Annotated in this window: 18 protein-coding genes and 3 pseudogenes; 7 read left to right on the forward strand and 14 right to left on the reverse strand. The window is 61.5% G+C overall.

What is annotated here, in order from left to right; translation table 11 throughout:
- Positions 1-81: 81 nt before the first annotated feature.
- Positions 82-285: pseudogene (locus tag P3T40_RS42470) on the forward strand (reverse transcriptase domain-containing protein); the annotation flags it as partial.
- A 23-nt stretch (positions 286-308) separates the two neighbouring features.
- Here P3T40_RS42470 and P3T40_RS42475 read toward each other — a convergent pair.
- Together P3T40_RS42475 and P3T40_RS42480 are read right to left on the reverse strand one after the other, a co-directional pair.
- The gene (locus tag P3T40_RS42475; RefSeq protein ID WP_429273653.1) at positions 309-2,522 is read right to left on the reverse strand and encodes a recombinase family protein; all 2,214 of its coding nucleotides are present in this window, start codon (positions 2,520-2,522) and stop codon (positions 309-311) included.
- Positions 2,515-2,676: a hypothetical protein gene (locus tag P3T40_RS42480; protein ID WP_429273654.1), complete on the reverse strand. Its 162-nt coding sequence runs from the start codon at positions 2,674-2,676 to the stop codon at positions 2,515-2,517. The genes P3T40_RS42475 and P3T40_RS42480 overlap by 8 nt, the downstream gene beginning before the upstream one ends.
- A gap of 297 nt (positions 2,677-2,973) precedes the next feature.
- On the opposite strand from P3T40_RS42480, the gene P3T40_RS42485 reads away from it, so the two are divergent.
- Together P3T40_RS42485 and P3T40_RS42490 are read left to right on the forward strand one after the other, a co-directional pair.
- Positions 2,974-3,792, forward strand: coding sequence for a reverse transcriptase domain-containing protein (locus P3T40_RS42485; protein ID WP_429273655.1), 819 nt, complete (start codon positions 2,974-2,976; stop codon positions 3,790-3,792).
- Between the two features lie 490 nt (positions 3,793-4,282).
- Positions 4,283-4,483 (forward strand): hypothetical protein, encoded by a 201-nt coding sequence (locus P3T40_RS42490; RefSeq protein ID WP_429273656.1) that lies wholly within the window; start codon positions 4,283-4,285, stop codon positions 4,481-4,483.
- Between the two features lie 78 nt (positions 4,484-4,561).
- On the opposite strand, the gene P3T40_RS42495 is transcribed toward P3T40_RS42490, so the two are convergent.
- A complete protein-coding gene (locus P3T40_RS42495; protein WP_429273657.1) occupies positions 4,562-5,032 on the reverse strand; it encodes an RES family NAD+ phosphorylase in 471 nt (156 codons plus the stop codon).
- Positions 5,029-5,484 carry a type II RES/Xre toxin-antitoxin system antitoxin gene (gene parS / locus P3T40_RS42500; protein WP_429273658.1) on the reverse strand — a complete coding sequence of 152 codons (456 nt, stop codon included), beginning with the start codon at positions 5,482-5,484 and terminating at the stop codon, positions 5,029-5,031. The genes P3T40_RS42495 and parS overlap by 4 nt, the downstream gene beginning before the upstream one ends.
- A gap of 611 nt (positions 5,485-6,095) precedes the next feature.
- Between parS and P3T40_RS42505 the strand changes: the two are divergent.
- A pseudogene (locus P3T40_RS42505) lies at positions 6,096-6,828 on the forward strand (IS6 family transposase).
- Between the two features lie 372 nt (positions 6,829-7,200).
- On the opposite strand, the gene P3T40_RS42510 reads toward P3T40_RS42505, so the two are convergent.
- The 10 genes and pseudogenes from P3T40_RS42510 to P3T40_RS42555 form a co-directional block, all read right to left on the reverse strand.
- Positions 7,201-8,040, reverse strand: a complete 840-nt coding sequence (locus P3T40_RS42510) for a BtpA/SgcQ family protein (protein ID WP_429273659.1) — start codon at positions 8,038-8,040, stop codon at positions 7,201-7,203.
- Positions 8,041-8,046: 6 nt separating this feature from the next.
- Positions 8,047-8,994 (reverse strand): ribokinase, encoded by a 948-nt coding sequence (locus P3T40_RS42515; protein WP_429273660.1) that lies wholly within the window; start codon positions 8,992-8,994, stop codon positions 8,047-8,049.
- Positions 8,991-10,124 (reverse strand): M20 family metallopeptidase, encoded by a 1,134-nt coding sequence (locus P3T40_RS42520; RefSeq protein WP_429273679.1) that lies wholly within the window; start codon positions 10,122-10,124, stop codon positions 8,991-8,993. Before P3T40_RS42520 ends, P3T40_RS42515 begins: the two co-directional genes overlap by 4 nt.
- A gap of 25 nt (positions 10,125-10,149) precedes the next feature.
- Positions 10,150-10,926 carry a glutamine amidotransferase gene (locus P3T40_RS42525; protein ID WP_429273661.1) on the reverse strand — a complete coding sequence of 259 codons (777 nt, stop codon included), beginning with the start codon at positions 10,924-10,926 and terminating at the stop codon, positions 10,150-10,152.
- 120 nt (positions 10,927-11,046) lie between these two features.
- On the reverse strand, positions 11,047-12,129 hold the full coding sequence (locus P3T40_RS42530; RefSeq protein WP_429273662.1) for a phosphotriesterase family protein: 1,083 nt from the start codon (positions 12,127-12,129) through the stop codon (positions 11,047-11,049).
- Positions 12,130-12,132: 3 nt separating this feature from the next.
- Entirely contained in the window at positions 12,133-13,128 is a 996-nt protein-coding gene (locus tag P3T40_RS42535) for an ABC transporter permease (RefSeq protein WP_429273663.1), read from the reverse strand.
- A gap of 14 nt (positions 13,129-13,142) precedes the next feature.
- Positions 13,143-13,931: an ATP-binding cassette domain-containing protein gene (locus tag P3T40_RS42540; RefSeq protein WP_429273664.1), complete on the reverse strand. Its 789-nt coding sequence runs from the start codon at positions 13,929-13,931 to the stop codon at positions 13,143-13,145.
- Positions 13,932-14,003: 72 nt separating this feature from the next.
- The gene (locus P3T40_RS42545; protein ID WP_429273665.1) at positions 14,004-14,951 is read right to left on the reverse strand and encodes a substrate-binding domain-containing protein; all 948 of its coding nucleotides are present in this window, start codon (positions 14,949-14,951) and stop codon (positions 14,004-14,006) included.
- Between the two features lie 197 nt (positions 14,952-15,148).
- Positions 15,149-16,210 (reverse strand): LacI family DNA-binding transcriptional regulator, encoded by a 1,062-nt coding sequence (locus P3T40_RS42550; protein ID WP_429273666.1) that lies wholly within the window; start codon positions 16,208-16,210, stop codon positions 15,149-15,151.
- 379 nt (positions 16,211-16,589) lie between these two features.
- Positions 16,590-16,772 (reverse strand): annotated as a pseudogene (locus P3T40_RS42555) (phosphate ABC transporter substrate-binding protein PstS); the annotation flags it as partial.
- A gap of 90 nt (positions 16,773-16,862) precedes the next feature.
- Between P3T40_RS42555 and P3T40_RS42560 the strand changes: the two are divergent.
- From P3T40_RS42560 to P3T40_RS42570, 3 genes are all read left to right on the forward strand, one after another.
- Positions 16,863-17,225 (forward strand): hypothetical protein, encoded by a 363-nt coding sequence (locus P3T40_RS42560; protein WP_429273667.1) that lies wholly within the window; start codon positions 16,863-16,865, stop codon positions 17,223-17,225.
- Positions 17,226-17,651: 426 nt separating this feature from the next.
- A complete protein-coding gene (locus P3T40_RS42565; protein WP_429273668.1) occupies positions 17,652-18,038 on the forward strand; it encodes a hypothetical protein in 387 nt (128 codons plus the stop codon).
- 79 nt (positions 18,039-18,117) lie between these two features.
- Positions 18,118-18,612, forward strand: a complete 495-nt coding sequence (locus P3T40_RS42570; protein WP_429273669.1) for an HAD domain-containing protein — start codon at positions 18,118-18,120, stop codon at positions 18,610-18,612.
- Positions 18,613-18,629 lie beyond the last annotated feature (17 nt).

Genomic DNA, 18,629 nt, shown 5'->3' on the forward strand with positions numbered 1-18,629 from the left:
ACCGTTGGCCCTTAAGCGGATGAAATGGATGACAGATCTCCGCCCAACCCAAATGCTCGTTGAGCACGTGTGCAGTTCGCGCTGACCGTCCCGACAGTCACCGATAGGCTCATCCAGCAGGCGCTGCTGCAAGTCCTGCAACCGTTGATCGACCCGACATTCTCAGAGTTCAGCTACGGCTTCCGGCCCGGCCGGAGCGCGCATCACGCGGTGCTACAGGCACAGCGTTACGCGCGGGATGGATACCGGGTGGTAGTTGACGTTGACCTTGAGAAGTTCTTGGATCTCTCATAGCAATGCCCTCTGGTTCATGAAGTGCGTTCGAAGAAGTCCGGCTGTTCGCTGACGACCTTGATACGCAAGCCTTTGCATCGACCGCGGCGGACCAGCACCGCGTCGAGTTCGCCGCGCTTTACACGCTGCAACACAGTTTGACGGGAAACACCGAGTCGTTGCGTTGCGACCTGCATCGCGACGTATCCATCAGGAGTGCTATCAACAAAGATACGACGCAATGCTTCTGTTATCCGAATGCGCCAGGGCGCACCGGGCGTGGGATGCTCACCGGCGATGAAGCCGTCATTGACCCAGCGATGGAGTGTCGACGATGCCGTGCCCAGCACGCGGGCGGCCTGGCGGACGCTGAGCAGTTCTCCATCGGGCTGCTCGGCGGGTGGTTCGAAACAGGGGATCTTCCAGTGACGGCGCAGGTTACCCACGAGATTCTGGTTGAAACGCATCCCCTGTGCACTCAGCCGACCCTGCGCATTGAGGATGCCCGCAATGGTGGCGTCGGGATAGTGCTGCGCGAGCCGACGGACCAGCGCAAGGGTCTCTTCGTCGGTGCGGATCGTGGCGGGCCGCGAGCGGGGCAGCTCCACATCGCATTCGGTGAGCTTGCCGCCTCGCCAGCGCAGTTTAAGATGCGCCTGGTATTGTTCGCGATGAACGGTAACCGTCACTTCCTCGAGCAGGGCGCGCAGCAACTGCTTTCTGTCACGCATGGCGAGGTTCGGTGCATACCACAGTAGCTGAAGATCTTTGCCGAGTACCAGGAGGCTTTGGCGTTCCTGAACGCTCAACGTTCGAGGGCGGAGCTGCTCGCGCCGCTCCAGCTCATGTTGTGCCTGCTCGAGTTCGTGCAGACGTTTCTCCCATTGGGCTTCGAGCCCACGTGCCACCAGGCGATTCTCGGGGTCGACGGCATGGTATCGGCGCTCGGCCCGCTGCGCTTCGTAGCGCGCGCGTTCCACAGCCAGTCGCCACTGCACAAGCGCGGCGTCATGATCGGCTTCGAGAAGCTCTGCGGCCCGCACAGCAGCTTGCAGACCGGCAGGTTCGACGGCTCGCAGGAAGGCTTCGGCGGCAGCCCTGTCGATCTGCAGGCCACCGACATTCAGGCAATAGACGCCACGGCCATTCACAACACCTTTATTCGCACAATGGTATCCCGGCGTCTCGTTCATGCCGCGGTAGTGGGTTCTGAGTCGCCGGCCACAGTGACCGCAGATCGCCAGACCCTGGAGCAAGGCTGTGCCCTCTCTCACGGCCCCTCCGGCGTGATGCGGCGTGGGTTTGATATTGCCACCCAGGCGAACCTGATTGGCTTCATAAGTTGCCCAGTCGATATAGCCTTCATGATGGTCCTTGATGAGCACGGCCCACTGCGACTGCGGCAGCCGACGCACGCGCGTCTTCAGTCCCCCCTGCGGGTCGATGTATCGCTCCTGCCGGCTCCTGCCGTAGCAATAGGCACCAGCATAAACCGGATTGGCGAGCACGCTATGGATCGCATGATACGTCGGCGCGATCCAGCGGATCTGGTCGCTGTGATGCATCTGCAGGGGGAACGAGAGGTCCTCCGAGCGAAACCACAGCCAGACGCGGCGGGCTGAGCCGAATTCGCGGAAACGGGCGAATACGGCGCGTATTGCACCGACCACCGCTTCGTCGGGATGCAGTCTCACCTCGCCGTCGGCCTCGCCCCATACCAGCCCGGTTGGCAACCCGCGGCGCAATTCACCACGGGCTGCCTTGTTGCGAATGCCGCCATCCAGACGGGCGCGCAGGATGTGCAGTTCGGCTTCACTCATGGTGCCCTTCAAGCCGAGCAATAGCCGATCGTTAAAAAGCGCCGGGTTATATACGCCATCGGCATCGCCGATGAGCGTATCGGTCATGCTGCACAAATCGAGCAGACGGTACCAGTCGGAGTTGTTGCGCGCCAGACGCGAGACTTCGAGTCCGAGAATGATTCCGACGTGCCCCAGTGCTACCTCGGCGGTCATGCGCGCAAAGCCGCCACGATGTGCGACACTGGCGCCCGAGAGGCCCAGATCCTCGTCGACCACACTGACCTGCTGTTCGTGCCAGCCGAGGCTGAGCGCACGTTGAGCAAGCGCGTACTGGCGCTGTGTCGATTCGCGGTTGTGCTCAACCTGACTGGCGCTGGACTGGCGGATGTAGACGACCGCTGTACGCTGCAGATGGCTCGCGGCTATCTTGTGGGATGCATCACTCATCGTTGTGCTCCAGTTCGTTTGGACGACTTACGATCACGACCTTTGCGATCGCCTGCGCGAGCCGATCGATCATCGTTTCGCGTGTCGCTTCGTCGATTTGCTCCCATAGACTGTCGTCGTGCGGCAGGTCCTCGAAGGCCAGGTTCAGTTGCATCGTTGCTCTCCTGTTCCGTTTGGCGCAGTAAAGCGTCAATGATGACGCGAGCGTGGAGCAGGTCGGCGAGTGAACCCAGCACGTCGGATGCCGGGGCGGTCCCCGTCACATCGGCAATGAAATCGGTCCAGTCGACGGGAATCAGTCCGCGCGACTGGTCTGGAAGAAGCAGCAGGAGATGCGGTCGGCCAGCGCGTTGCCGTCGGCTGATGACCTGCAGGCGCAGGCCTTCGAATGGATGACCTGCTCGTGTGATGACGACCGATTCAGGAACGTCTTGGGATGGGGTAGTCTGTCGTGGTTTCCTTTGATCGGGTCAACCATGACATCCTGATGGACCGACTCGCGAGGCGGATCGCTGACAAGGCCGTGCTGCGGCTGATTCGGCGTTACCTGCAAGTCGGGATCATGGCAGATGGGGTGGTAATGGCGCGTGACGAAGGGACGCCGCAAGGCGGCCCGCTGTCTCCGCTGTTGGCTAACGTGTTGTTGGACGAAGTGGACCGGGCGCTGCAACAGCGCGGCCATCGCTTCGCCCGTTATGCCGACGACTGCAACGTGTACGTTCGCAGTCAGAAGGCGGGCGAACGAGTGTTGTGCTGGATGCGAAAGATGTATGAGAAGTTGCATCTCCGCGTGAACGAGAAGAAAACCGCAGTGGGTCCAGTGTTCGGACGGAAATTCCTCGGCTACTGCCTGCGGCGATGGTCAGGAGATACCGTCAAGGTTGCAGTGGCTCCAAAGGCGCTCGACACGTTCAAGCAGCGTATTCGGGTCATCACCAGACGTGTCGGCGGCCAAGGCATGGCCCAGATTGCGGAACAGATGCGGGCGTATCTGCCGGGCTGGAAGTCTTACTTCCGTTTGGCCCAAACCCCGCAGATATTCAAAAATCTGGACTCGTGGATACGCCACCGACTCCGGGCCATCCAACTCAAGCACTGGCGCACGGGAACGACGACCTACAGTCGCCTCCGCAGCCTCGGTGCTAACCATGAGTTGGCCGCACTCGTGGCGGGAGGCGCGGGGCACTGGTGGAGGCACAGCGAAGCTGGGCTGAACCGCATCCTCACGGTCGAATACTTTGACGCTCTCGGTTTCCCTCGACTCGCATGACCTCAACTTCTTGAACCGCCCGGTGCGGACCCGCATGCCGGGTGGTGTGGCAGGGGCACGGCCTAGCGCCGTCCCCTATGCCGATCAAACAAGACAGCGGGAACCACCCTTCCTGAACCATCGGCGCTTGGTACGCAGCCGCCGGCTGAACACAAATGCAAGAGTCCGCGCGAACTGATGAACGGTCAGGACCGTCCGCACCGACTCATGTTGCTCGGGTTCGACCCACTGCAGCCACATCGGACCTGACGCGGAGACGTTCACGATCTCCATTTAAATGGCATTGCTAACGAATCCGGTCTTAACAGGCAGGCGGCGCTCGCTCGTCCGTATCACCCAAATACGCCGATTCTGAACCACGCCTCCCGTGGACCCGCCTGACCGCGCTTGAAGCGTATTCCGCGCTATTTGACGTCGCCACTGCCCCACTGCCAAACCACGGCGGGGGTCCCGGCGCGCCGCCGGCAGCGAGCGCTGGGTCCAGCCAGTATTGGTCGCGGAGGTTGAGTTCGCCGAATGGAGCGCCGACGGTCTCGTGCGGCAGGCCTCCTTCAAAGGGTTGCGCTTCGACAAGTCGGCAAGCGGCATCACCCGCGAAGCCGTCAAGACATTAGCATCGAAACCTGCGCCAGACCCCAAGGTTAGTGAGACTCGACCGCGTCTCGCGAGACTGGAAGTGCGAAAACGATGAGATTGGCGTGGCTTGGGCGGCCGCTGCGTTGCGGTTGGCCCTCGGTGACACGGGCCGCCGACGAGGGGATAAGAATACTTAGCTGCGAGTCAGGAGCTTTAGGATCCGTTCGTCATGCTTCACATGGAGTGCTTCGACAATCCGCACGGCGTCAGCCGCCGGATGTGCTGGGTTCAGAAGGAAGTTGTGGGCGAAGGGAACGACCGCGCTTGGCACTTTCAGAACGGCGCCCGCTTCTGTCTGCAGCCACTCCGTGCCCGCGCCGCGTGTCCAGTCTGGATTTTGCCGCCAGTCTTCAGGGACATCGGCACCCGCGATCTCAGCAACTGGGACGTCATCGCCGACCTCGACACGCAACAATTGATAGCCGTCAGGCAGTTGGCCCACGCTGGCGATCTCCATGTGGACAAGAATCTCAAGGAGGGCCAGCGCGGGGTGTTCGGCCAGATAGACGATGGGCCGTTCCGCGTAGTGCCATCGTCCCGGAGCGCGGAGCCCACCGGTACCTCTCAGATCCGCGTAGTTGCTTATTCTCCAGAGGGCCATCAAGCGAAGTAACCTTCGTCTATCTGGACAAGCGCTTCCTCTACGAGACGTGCCCCGTGCTCCGTGCTGGCCATATCGAGTGCCGACTTTCCTCCAAAGCGCACCTGACCGTTCCTGAGCCAGACCATTGCTTTGTCCGGGTCCCCGAAGGTCGACGTGGCTTGAGCAAGAATTTTCGCGAGCCGAATCGCCTTGTCTGACTCGTCGGTCGATAGTCGCTCGTGATGCTGGCGCCGATGTGTCAGCGTGCGGCGGGGAATGATGAAAGAGAGTTCGTCCACCTTTAGCCCACGCTCCGACAGCCGGTCGATCACGGCAACGTCCACACGGGCGTTCGCTATCTCCGCGAGATCTGCACCGGACTGAACCCGGGCGTCGAGCAGTTGCTCGAGCATGTTGAACTCGGCCCGTCGCGGATCGGCCGCGCCAGTCGGTTTAAACGAAACGATTGTCATGGGACCTCCATCGGCAATATGCCCGTTCATTATAGGCGTTTTGCCGATTCGTTGGGCAATATCCCTCGCATCCTTCTGTCAAAGAATCCCCGTGATTTCTCTACAGATTACGACGGTAGGCCGTTTCAGGCCCGACAAGGCTTTGCGATCAGGCCTGATTTAAATATTCATGAAAGGCAGATGGTCGCTGTTTGTCTTTCTGGCGTCGAAGCGCGGCAGCACGCCGCTTCAAACTCGGCCGTGCACGCCGGAGAGCCTTCGATAGTACTGCGCCTGAGGTTCGGAATACTGCTCTCTCGGATCAATGAGCGATCCTATCAAAACCAGCTTTCTCGGTCATTTCCGCTATTTGCACCAGAGACGCGCCGGCCGCGAAGCGGTTTTTCATTAGTGTGTCATGGATCGGGTCGCGATTGCCGTCATCGGAAGTGCCCCAGAGGGACACCCAACGCTGGCCCCACAAGCGCGGCAGCTTGCGGTCTCGGCATGGTCGCCCTTATCGATAAACAATGTCCGGGGATTTCGATTCGAGACGTTCCTTGCAGAAATTCGCCTCGGGCTCCCGTAATGGCTCTGTCAGGTTGGTTGAGAGGCAGCGGTAGAATGTGGTGATGAAGAAGACAAAATCGCTTTATCACGGCCACTGCTTTCCTGCGGTCGTCATCAGCTGCGCGGTCCGCTGGTATTTCCGGTTCAGCCTGAGCCTGCCCGACATCGAGGAGTTGTTGCTTGAGCGTGGTGTCTCGTCACATACGAAACGATCCGTTGCTGGTGCGACAAGTTCGGCGCTGGATTTGCGCGATGCGCCAAAGCGGCGCGGCGCAAGCCGCGCAGCACATGGCATCTGGACGAGATGTTCGTGATGCTACGCGGCGAGCCGTATCTGTTGTGGCGAGCGGTCGACGAGCATGGTGCGGAACTCTCGACGTGCCGGTGCAAAAGCGGCGCGACAAGGCCGCGGCAAAGCGCTTCTTCCGGCGGGTGCTGCGTTCAAACCCGGTGCCGCGCAGGATCGTTACCGACCAGCTGCGCAGCTATCCCGCGGCAAAAGCTGATATTCCCGAGCTCACTCATGTAAAGCACGTTTTCGTCAAAGCGGCTGCAGTCGTAAACAACCGTGCGGAGAACAGTCACCAGCCTACCCGCAGGCGCGAACGCCAGATGTGTGGCTTTCGCGACGCGCGTCGCACGCAGGCGTTTCTCTCATGTTTCGGCCCTATTCGGCAGCACTTCGCGTTGCCCCGACATCAGATGAGCGCGGCATGTCACCGTGCCGCACTCAAAGAACGCTTCGCCACCTGGCATGGTTGGACTGTCACCACTGCATCCTGTAAAACCACCTGATAAGGATAACTACTCTTTATCCACGAAAGTAACCTACTCTCGTCAACTTGACAGAGCCCGCGGGCGGGATGTGACCCGACGCGGGTTGACGTAGGCCAGTTACACACAAAAAAGCCGCTATTGCAGTTGGCCGTACTAGATGCGTCGTGGAAGACGTCCCGCTGCTTACTGCAACAGAACCCCGGAATTCGCCGCCGCTCGCGCGCTGCAACGCGGCGAATTCGTGCAGGTGCTGGCCGACTGAGAACTGGAAGCGCAGGCATATCGGCTCGGTGTGGCTGCTCTATCTGGCGAACTGTTTCTTACCGCCAAAGCTACGCGTGCTGATCGACTACCTGGTCGAACAGCTGAACGTCGCGGACGCCACAAACACTAACGTGCCGCCTGCATGAACGCGCGCACTTTCGCTTCATCCACCGGGTTCCACCACACGCCGTCCACCTTCAACGAACTGGCGACGATCACACCGTCGACAATCGACAGAATCTCCGCCACGTTGCGCTCCGTGCAGCCGCTGCCTACGAGCAAGGGCAAGATCGTCGCCGCTCGAATCTGCCGTAGATAGTCGGGGCTCGCAGCGTCGCCGGTGCGTTGCCCGGTGGCGATGATCGCGTCGGCATCGAAGAATTCCACGTCGCGCACCAGCTCCTCCAGCGCGCGGTCCGCCACGATGGCGTGCGCGCCGTGCTTGACGTGCGCATCCGCGAACACGCTGATGCCGCCCGCGCGTAGACGCGCGCGATACCGCAGAGCGTGGGCCGCCGCGCCCTCGATCAGCCCTTCGTTGGCGACATACGCGTTGGCCCACTGATTGACGCGTACGAACGCCGCCGAACTTGCCGCCGCGATGGCGAGGGCCGGAATGGCCGCATTCGCCAGCACGTTGATGCCAATCGGCAAGCCGGTTTCGCGCGCGATGCGATCCGCCGTCACCGCCATGAACGCCGAGGTCTCGTGACCAATATCGTCGGGCTTCGAGAAGGGCACATCGCCATGATTTTCGATGATCAGGCCATCGACGCCGCCGCTCGCATACGCAAGCGCATCGGCAAGTGCCGCGGCGTATAGCGCTTCGCTTGCGGCGCCTTGATAGCGCGGCGAGCCGGGAAACGCAGGGCAGTGGATCACGCCGATCACCACGCCGCGTGCGCGGCTAAAAATCCGCTCGACGCAATCGAGACGCCCGCGGCCAACACCAGAAGAAGTTTCCATATCGATTCAACGTGCCTGAGAAGAAGGGGCTTGAGGGACGGCCGCATGCAGTAAATCGCGCATGGCGGCGCGGTCGGGAAAGCTGGCTTGCGCACCGGGCCGGGCAACGCTGTACGCGGCCACCGCCTGTGCCCAGCGCAACGCGTGCGGCATGGGCAGACGCTGGGCGAGTGCGGCGAGCAGTGTGCCGCAGAAGGCATCGCCGGCACCGACTGTGTCGACGGCCTCGGCGTGCACCGCATCGAGATGCCGGGTGCCGTGATCATCGCACCAGAGTACGCCCTCTGAGCCGAGCGTCACGCAGACATCGCGCGCGCCGGCTCTTTGCAGCGCGACGGCGGTAAGCGATGCATCTTCCTGCGCCGTCAGCGTAGCGGCTTCGACGCGATTGACCACGAGCACATCCACGTCGGCCAGCAAGGGCAGGCAATCGAAGCGAACGGGTCCTGGATTGAGCAGTGTGCGGCAGGCGCCGAGCCGTGCCGTGCGCAACACCTCGGCGGTGACCTCGGCGCTCAGGTTACCTTGCAGCGCGATCCAGTCGCCGGCGTGGGTGGCATCGAGCAACGCACGCCGCTCCGGGCGATACGACGTCGCAGCCTGATTGCGTGTGACGATGGTGTTCTCGCCCGCTGCGTCGACGGTGACGATAGAAAGATCCGTGGGACAGGGCAGGCGCAGCATATGGCGCGTGTCGACCCCTTCGGCGTTCAACTGCGTAATCAGCCGGTCGCCGTCCGCGTCTTCGCCCACGGCGGCAAACAGCAGCGTCGGTGCGCCCGCGCGTGCGGCGGCCACCGCCTGGTTTGCGCCCTTGCCGCCGAAGTCGGATGTGCTGTCGAGCGCGAGGGTAGTTTCACCCGGCGACGGCAGATGCGCGACGCGCAGGTTGAGATCAATAGCCGCGTTTCCGACCACACAAATGCGCGGCGTCGGACTGATGGCGGTGCTCATTGCGCGACCCAGTCGATCAGGATGTCGCGGTAGAGATCGACCGCTTCGAGCAGACGATCCACGCGGCAATACTCGTCGGTCTTGTGCGCCATCTCCGGTTCGCCGGGACCGAGAATGATGGTAGGCGGATGACCGGTAGCCGGCGACAGCACGGCGGCGTCGGTGAAAAACTGCACCGTGCACGGTGCTTGCGATGCGCCGTCTGTGCCGCGGCGTGCACGTGCAAGTCCGCTCACACGTGCAATCCAAGAATCTTCGGGATCCGAATAAACGGGCGGCAAGTCGATGATCGGTGAAAGCTCGATGTCGGCGAGATGGTCGTGCAGTCGATCCACGACGCACGCGTGCCGGATGCCCGGCACGGTGCGCATGTCGACGGAAAACTCGGCGCGGTCGGGCACCGAGTTGATGTTCAAACCGCCCTGAATCGTGCCTACGTTCAGCGTGGGCGCGCCCATCACCGGATGCGCCGCGCCGACCTCGAACTGCTGGATCTTGCGCAGCGCCTCCGCCACCTTGTAGATGGCATTGACGCCTTCCTGCGGCATCGCGCCATGCGCGGTCACGCCGCGCGCCGTGCCGCGCAACCACAGCGCGCCTTTGTGTCCGACCACGACCCGATTGCTGGTCGGCTCGCCGACGATCAACGCCCCCAGCGGTTCCAGCATGCCAGGTTCAGCACGCGTCAACGCGTGTGCGCCGTCGCAACCGGTTTCCTCTCCGCCGGTGAGGATCAGTTGCAGTCCGTGGGACGCGCGCAACGTATCGATCATCGGCAGGCACGCGACGATGAACGCCGCGATGCCTGCTTTCATGTCGCTCGACCCGCGCCCATAGAGACGGCCGTCGGCAACTTCGCCGCCGTGCGCGTCATGCGTCCATTCGACGGTGCCAAGCGGCACCGTGTCGAGATGGCCGGTGAAGCCGAGCGGCTTACCGCCCTGGGCGCCAGCAAGTTTCGCCACCAGATTGAAGCGACGCTCGCCGAAGCGCTGCAGCTTCACGTCGAAACCCGCGGCGCTCAGAATCTGGGCGAGATAACGCGCGCTCCATTCTTCGTCGCCGGGCGGGTTGATCGTGTCGGAGGCGACCAGCTTGCGGGTCAGTTCGATCGGGTCAGGTGCGAGCATGGTGTCCACGGTGTGTCCAGAGAACTTACTTCGCGGCTGACGTGAGCCAGTCGAGGCAATTCAGCCACAACTTCGCACTGCCGTCCCAGTCCGAGAATTCCGGCGGCAACCAGTGATGCGACATGTCGCTCGTCCACGCCAGCGTGCGACCCTGACCATACTCACCGGCAACCAATAGCGGATGTCCGGTCTCAGGCACAGTGGCAATGACCGTTGCACCCGGCTTCACCTGCACTTCGTTGTACCCCAGCAGATGCGGCCACGTAGTACCGAGTCCCGCGACGAGCGGATGCTCAGCGATCACCTGCGGCGTAAATCCTTCCGGCACTTCGCAGCGGTCGTCGTAAGGGAGGCACGTCACCGGCAGCACCTCTTCGACGGGCGTGCCGCGAAACCGCGCGCTGCCTGCAATGCCCTGAAAGCTCAGATAACCGCCAACCATCATCAGTCCGCGTCCGGCCTTCACATATTCGCGCAGCAGCTTCAAACGATTCGGCGTGCGCTGGCTCTTGGCCCACGTATCCGGGTGCAGCAGCAATGTATTCGCGCCAATGTCGGACAGGATGATGGCGTCGTACTTGAGCAGGCCTTCGAGCGTAGTCGGAAAGTCCTCCTGCGCTTCATGACTCGGCATATGTGTGATCGCATAGCGGCTGTCTTTCAGCGCGTCGAGAAACAGCCTGGCGCCGTTGTGATAGGTCACCGTCGGAAACTGGTCAAAGCCTTTGATGTGCGTCGACGTGCTGGTCCAGCTTTCCCCCGCGAGCAATACCGACTTGGCTGATTGGGCGGATTGGGTCATGCGAAATCTCCTGTTTGGCGCGCGGACCGCCGTGTCGGCGGCGGCCCTCGCAGCGTTAAACCGGTTTACCGAATCTGTTTGCGTTAGCGTGTGTTTGGCATCCAGTGAGCGCAGCGCCCTTCAGCGTTGCCGCGCAAACACCCTTGCCGGATTGGCGATCATCATGGTTTCGATCTGCGTGTCCGTCACACCGTGGCGCCGCAACCGCGGCACGAAATGTTTGAGGATGTAGCCGTATCCAAAGCCGCCGTAACGGGTCAGCATGGTCTTGAGAAATACATCTTGGGACATCAGCACGCGGTCGATAAAGCCTGCGTCGATCAGCGCCTTGATTGCGCGCGCATTCTCTTCATCCGAAGGTGATTGCGCGGCTTCGTCGGCGTAGAAATAGTCCATGCCGATCATGTCGTATTCGAGCCACGCGCCGCGCCGCGCGACCGTGTGCTGATATTCCGTGTCCATGTGGCTCGGATTCATGTGGCACAGAATGGTGTGATTCAGATCCGCGCCTTCTGTTTCGACGATATCCAGCACGCGGTGGCCGTGACGTACCCAGCCAGGCAGATGCACCGACAAGGGCACGCGCGTCGCCGCGCTCGCGCGCGCGGCTGCCCGCAGTGACTTCTCTTCATTGGCCGTGAACGCCGCTGACACGCCAATCTCGCCGATCAATCCTGCTATAACCGCAGGCCTTCTGTCTGAGCCGCCCACTTCGAAAATCAGTTGCTCGGCCAGATCGTCGATGGATCGTTCGCTGACGTAGCGCGGGTGCGTCGGCTCCAGATAGAAGCCCGTCGACATCACGATGTTCAACCCCGTGCGCCGTGCGATGACCTGCAGCGCGGCGGGATCGCGGCCAATGCCGAGATTGGTCGGGTCCACCACCGTTTCGCCGCCCAGCTCGCGAAAGCGCATCAACTCTTCAATTGCGGTTTCGACGTCGAACAACTGGCAGTTGTCGCGGTTCATCAACGGATTCATGCGCAGCGCGCCGAGAATGCCGATATGCACTTTCTGCTCGCCAATGTCACGGTCGCCGCAACATGACGGCGGCACCCACTTGCCGGACGCGTCGAGCAGGATGTGTTCGTGCATCAGCGTCACGCCCATTTTCTCGACGGGCAGGGGACCTAGCACGGTCATTACATGGCCGCTGTCCACGCCCACCGGCAGCGGCGAAACATGACGAAAGATCGACGTCATTGCTTAACCCTTTTTGCCGCGCCGCTGCGAGAAAATCCGCGTGTTCATCCAGATGGCGAGCAGCATGATGGCGCCCTGGATGATCTGCGTATAGAACGGCGATACGTGGATCAGAATCAGCCCGTTGCCGAGCACGGCAATCGTCAGTGCGCCAAGCAGCGTGCCGAGGATGGTGCCGCGTCCGCCGAACAGGTTCGTGCTGCCGAGCACCACGGCGGCGATCACCGCCAGTTCAAAACCGACGCCCTGATTCGACGAACCGCTGCCAAGCCGCGCAGTCGTGATGAGCCCGGCGAGACCTGCTGCCGCGCCGCTCAGAATGTAGACCTTCAAGGTGACGATGCGAACGTTGACGCCTGCGCGGCGCACGCCTTCCGCATTCGTGCCGATGCCGACCACGTAGCGCCCGAACCGCATATGGCGCAGCGTGAACCAGCCGGCGAAAAGGATCACGACGGAGATGATGGCGGGCATCGGCACGCCGAGAATATGACCGCGTCCGAGTTGCACGAACCAGCCGTCGTTTTCGATAGGCACCGAATAGCCCTGCGTGATCAGCAGCGCGAGACCGCGCACGACAGACAGCGTGCCAAGCGTCACGATGAACGCGGGCATGCCGGCCCATGCAATGAAGTAACCGTTGATCGCGCCAATCAACGCGCCGAGCAGCAGGCCGCCAATCAGCACGACGCCGTCCGACATGCCCGCATGCAGCGCAATGGCCGCGAGCGCGCCGACCAGCGCCAGCGTCGAGCCGATTGAAAGATCGATGCCGCCGGTGGTGATCACCAGCGTCATGGCGGCGGCGACGATCAGCAGCGGCGCGCTCTGGCGCAGCACGTTCAGCAGGTTGCCGGTGGTGAGGAAGGTGTCGGTGGCGAAGCCGAAAGCCAACGCGCAGCAGACGAAAAACACCGCGATGCTGGCCACGCCCGCATTGCCGCCCAACAGATGTTGCAGCGAGCGGCGCCGCGCCTTCTGGTCCGTTTCCTTGTGCATGGCAATTTCCACGATCAATCCTCCGCGAGCGCGCGCGCCGAGCGCGCCTTGAATTTACGTCCAACGATCAGATCCACGATCTCTTCCAGATTCGTTTCGCCAATCTTGCGGTCCGCGACGTTCTGTCCTTCGTACATCACGCTGATGCGGTCGCAGACCAGAAACAGATCCTGCAAGCGATGGCTGATCAGGATGACACTCACGCCGCGCTGGCTGATCGTATGCACCAGTTCGAGCACCGCTTCGACTTCCGCGACCGCGAGCGCGGCAGTCGGTTCGTCCATGATCAGCACCTTCGGATCGAACGAGACCGCGCGCGAAATCGCAATGGCCTGGCGCTGGCCGCCCGACAGGTTTTCGACATCGAGATGCGTGTTCGGAATGCGGATGCCGAGGCCGTCGAGCATTTCGCGGGCGTCGTGATGCATCTTCTTGTGATCGAGCACGGGGATGCCGAGCACGCGCCGCAGGGGTTCGCGGCCGAAGAACAGGTTGCCGGCCACATCCACCGTATCGCACAAGGACAGGTCCTGATAGACCATTTCGATGTGATGCGCACGGGCATCGCCGGGGTCCGTGAAATTCACCGGCTTGCCGTCGATCTCGATGCGGCCGCTGTCGGGAATCACCGCGCCCGCCAGCACCTTCGATACCGTGGATTTTCCCGCGCCGTTATCGCCGACGAGGCCCAGCACTTCGCCGGGCGCCACTTCCAGATTCACGCCGCGCAAGGACTGCACCGCGCCGTAACTCTTGATGATGTTCTCCATGCGTACGCGTGGAGGGATGGCAACGCTATTCATCTGCATGTCCTCGTGCGGCAAATCTGCTGCTCAGTTGACCCTGCCTTGAATCCTGCTCGAAATTGCCGGAGCCTACTTGAAGATAGCCCGGTATTTATCCACGTTCGCCTTCGTCACGATGGTAACCGGCACCGAGATATTCTTTTCGACCGGCTGTTTGGCGATCAGTTTGAGCGCCGCGCTGACGGCCGCCTTGCCTTCGCCTTCCGGATCCTGCTGCACGACGGCCGTGACGAAGCCCGCGTCGATTCCCTTGATGGCCTGCGCGCTCAGATCCCAGCCGACAACCTTCAGATGATCCGTTGAACCTTGCGACAAAGCCGCCGCGACGAGGCCGATCAATGCGGGTTCGCCGGTCGCATAAACGATCTGCAGATTCGGATTGCCCGAGATCAGGTTTTCAGCTGCAGTTTGCGCCTGATCCTGGACGTTTTGGCCATCGACGGTAGAGACGATTTTCGCGCCCGGTGCCGTTGCGACACCTTCCTTGAAGCCGTCGAGCCGCACGTTCTGGATGAACGAGTTCAACGCGCCCACCACGCCAATCTGCGCCTTGCCGCCCAGATTCTTGTTGATGTAGTTGGCCGTGTACTTGCCGATATCCACGCCGACTTTCTTGTTGTCCACGCCCACCTGGACCGAGTTGTCGCCGTTCACGATGGCGTCGATGGTGACGACCGGAATGCCGGCTTTTTTCGCTTCGGTGATGGCCGGCTTGATGCCGTTCACGTCGATCGCGACCACCAGAATCGCATCCACCTTTTGCTGGATGTAGGTTTCGATCGCGTTGTTCTGTGCGTTCGGGTCGTTGTTCGAGTTATAGATCTCAAGATTGACGCCGGCGGCTTTCGCGGCCGTCTGCGCGCCCTGATCCATCTGCGTAAAGAAGAGCGCTTCCTGATTGATCTGCACGAGCGCGATCTTCTTCTTGTCAGCGGCAAACGCGCTGCCGCTGGCGCCGATGATGGAGAGCGCGAGGAGGGTGACGGCGAGCCGGCGCATGGGATGTGCTGCGTTCATCGAAGTCCCTTTTTCTGAGTGAACGGCGCGGCACGCCAGAAGGTGCCGCGCCGGGAGTGGAAAAGACTTTCAAAGGACGCAACCGACATTGCGCCCGCCTCTTTGTAAACCGGTTTATTAAAGTTAAGTGGCGAGTATTGGGATGTCAACCGTTTCAATAAAGACCAGGGTAAGTACGGGGGTTGGGTTACGCAAACTTAGGGCTTTCGCGGCGGGGCGACGGAGGCCCGCTCGATCAGCCGCACCGGCAGTCGATGCACCGGCTTGCCCGGCGCGGCAGCGGGGGCCAGCGCGGCGGCTGCGCCTACGGAATCATCGTTGTCGGCGGCGAGCATGGCCAGCAGAATGGCGACGCCCGCGCGGCCGATTTCGCGGGCGGACTGCCGCAACGTGGTGATGGGCGGCATCAGCAGGCTGGCGAACTCCATGTCGTCGAAGCCGACAATCGACAGGTCGCGCGGCACGTCCAGACCCCGGTCGCGCAGCGTTTCCAGCATGCCGACCGCGAGATAGTCGCTGCCCGCGAACACAGCAGTAGGCGGAGTCTCACGCGCAATCAGTTCGGCTGCGGCTACGTGACCGAAGCGGCGGTCATACGCGCCGAACAGGACGAGCGACGCGTCGAAGGGCAGGCCGGCTTCGTCGAGCGCGCGTCGATAACCTTCGAGACGCTCGCGCACGGTGAAAAGCGCTTCCGGCCCAGTGACATGTGCGATGCGTTTGTGACCAGCGTCGATCAGATGCTTCGTGGCGAGATAACCGCCTTCGACGTTGTCGACGAAGACCTTGGGCACATCGACGCCCGGCACATCCTCGTCGATCAGCACGATGTTGCTGCGCTCGCCGATCAGCTTCTTCAGCGAGCCGTCGTCCGGGCGGTTGGTCGCGAAGATCAGGCCGTCGAGATGCTGGGTGTCGAGCCAGCTCAGATAGAGCGCTTCGCGTTCCAGCCGGTTGCGCGTGATGCACAGCGACAGTCCGAAGCCGCCTTCAGAGGCGGCTTCTTCGACCGCGTCAGCGAGTTCGCCGAAGAACGGGTTGGCGACATCCGGCATCGCTAGGCCAATGGTCTCGCTGCTGCCGATGCTCAGACGTCGCGCAAGACTGTTCTGCCGGTAATTGAGGGCGACCACGGCGTCGTCGACGCGCTTTTTCGTCTCGGTGGGCAGCGTAAGCGTGCCGTTGAGGTAACGCGAGACCGTCGCTTTGGACACGTTGGCCAATTCGGCGACATCGCGGATCGTGGAGACTTTGGCCAAGTGAGGTTCCCGAATTATTTGCGGCTAGTTTCTTTTGGCTAGTGTACCGTGCGTCGAAAGAAACGGCTTTGACGACAGCACGCGTCTCCTTACGGGATGGCTACGTTTGCGCGTCCGGCTCCTCGTTTTTATTTCAAGCTGACTCCAACATCGAATTTCGCTGGACTACGCCACAGCCCGCTATGGCAGGTTTATCAAGGGTTTAGACGGGTTCGAAGGCAAGAGCTATCGGCTCAAGGAGGCCGCTGCCCGCATCACCGTCAGTACCACCGCCCACTCATAATCCAACGCTTCCTGCCTGGGGGAGTTTGACTGGCCACAGGTGGGAGAATTTGAAGTTCGCAAGTGGCTTTCCCGAAGCGTCCTTGACCTTCGTCTGTCACTGTGAGCGGATTTCGGTCACGACAGAGTCAGACAATGAAATGTAGTCCAGGGCCTCCGCAGCCTGACCGCCGTCTTTGAATGCCCAATCGAAAAATTTCAAGATCTCCGTACCATCGTCTGGCCTGTCCTGCGTGGTATGCAACAACACGAAAGTCGCGCCGACGACCGGCCACGAGGATGGCGGCCAAGTATTTACGAAGGACGTGCAGGAAGGACAAACGGTTATGGAAATTTTGCGATCCATAGTTCTGTAACAGGAAAGGATAAAATGAGCCGTATTTCGCTGGACGCAGTGGCGCAGGCAATGAGAGTCATACGGGCGCTGAACCTCAAGCAGAAGGAAGGCTTGATCGATGAGATATTTCTTGCACAGCCCCATATGCTCGGCTCGGTTCTCGTCCTGCAGAAGTTCGGTGTCTCCAGCGAGAAAATGGAGTTTGCCATCGACCTTCTCATTCTGTGCTTTCAGGCGATGAAAGAATCGGGCTTGTCATGGCCTTTGATCGAGTGCGCGTCAAACCCGTCCCTTCAGAGGCTGTCGCAAAAGCCCTCGGGTCCATACAATACTGCCTGGAACGAAACGGCAGGAAACCACGATGAGCACGGCGCGCAAAGTACCTTCGCCCGATGATGCGCAGTTCAGATTGTTTGATGGTGTGCCACAGGACCTGGACGCGCCGTTGCTACGCACGGCAGTCAACAGCGGTCGTCGCTTCGTGACCGGAGATGCGCACGCTATTTTTCTGGGGACGACGCGGCTGGGAACGTACCTGAAGCAATCTGGCCAGCACGCACCATTTACCGTCGCACGTTTGCTCGGCGAGCAAGACTGGTTGCCGTTCGAACAGCGCTACGCTGCCACTGGGCGTGCTCCCTATGCGCCGCCCTTGATGATGGGCCTGATCCTGTACCTGGATCGTCAGGCTGTACCTGCCGTTTCGGAAGGAGTACCGCGAAATGCCGGAGCGGGATTTCATCGGGGTGCCCATCGCTACGACCAACGATGTCCGGCTGCGCGCCGACCGTGGAAATCATGCTGCACCCTGTGCGGATTCCAATGGCTAAGACGTTGTTCAGAAGCCGCGCCCTGGCGGGCATGCTCTGGAGGCCGTTTCCGGAAGAGCCGCTGTCGCCTGCGTGCCGTCATCCGGCTACACTGGCCATTCCGTCACGCGATCACAGGCAAACCATGGGCACCAAACGTACGATCGGGTTCCAGCAGCGGGAAGGTGAGATGCCTGGCTGGAAGGTTTATACCGAACTGTTCGAGCCAGAGGACGTCGTTTATCTGGAGCTCGAGGGCGTGCAGGCCAATGTCACGATGTTCGCGGACATGGAGGCCGACGGTGGCACGGTGACACTGCGTCTGCCTGCCGCCACCGCGCGGCAGCTGGGCCTTGTGCCGCCCGACTGGTCTCATGATGAGACGTCAGGCAGCCGGTAGCGGACGTCGTCGTAGTCTCCGATGAAGTCGCCCAGCAGGGCAGCCAGCGCGCACGCCTCCGGTCGCCACAGGCGGCCACGTGCTCTTTCTCGACTTCGACGGCGTGCTGCATCCGGAAGACGTGCGCCGGCGCGCGGGCAACGGTCCGTACATTGCCAGTCCCTCCGGCCACGTTCTTTTCGAGCATGCTCCGCTGCTTGCCGCTGTGTTGCGGCCGTATCCGGACATCCGCATTGTGTTGTTCACATCATGGGTGCGCTGGTACAGGAGCGTTCATCGCGTGGCGCGCAAGTTGCCGCCCGAGCTCAAGGCCCGGGTGATCGGAGCAACGTATCACCAGGCCATGGACGAGGAGTCGTTCCGGCAGGCGCCGAGAGGCATGCAGATATGGGCAGACGTGTTGCGCAGGAAACCCGCCGGCTGGCTGGCACTGGATGACGATTACCTTCACTGGCCGACGTGGTGCCGCGAGCAGCTGGTCCGGACCGACGAAGTGCTCGGGATAAGTGCACCACAGGTGCTCGATGAGCTGAAAGCGAAGCTGTTACTGCTACACGAGATGCAGGTCCAGTGACGGGGAATCATTGCGGC

Source organism: Paraburkholderia sp. EB58, assembly GCF_050436665.1.
Lineage (GTDB): Bacteria > Pseudomonadota > Gammaproteobacteria > Burkholderiales > Burkholderiaceae > Paraburkholderia.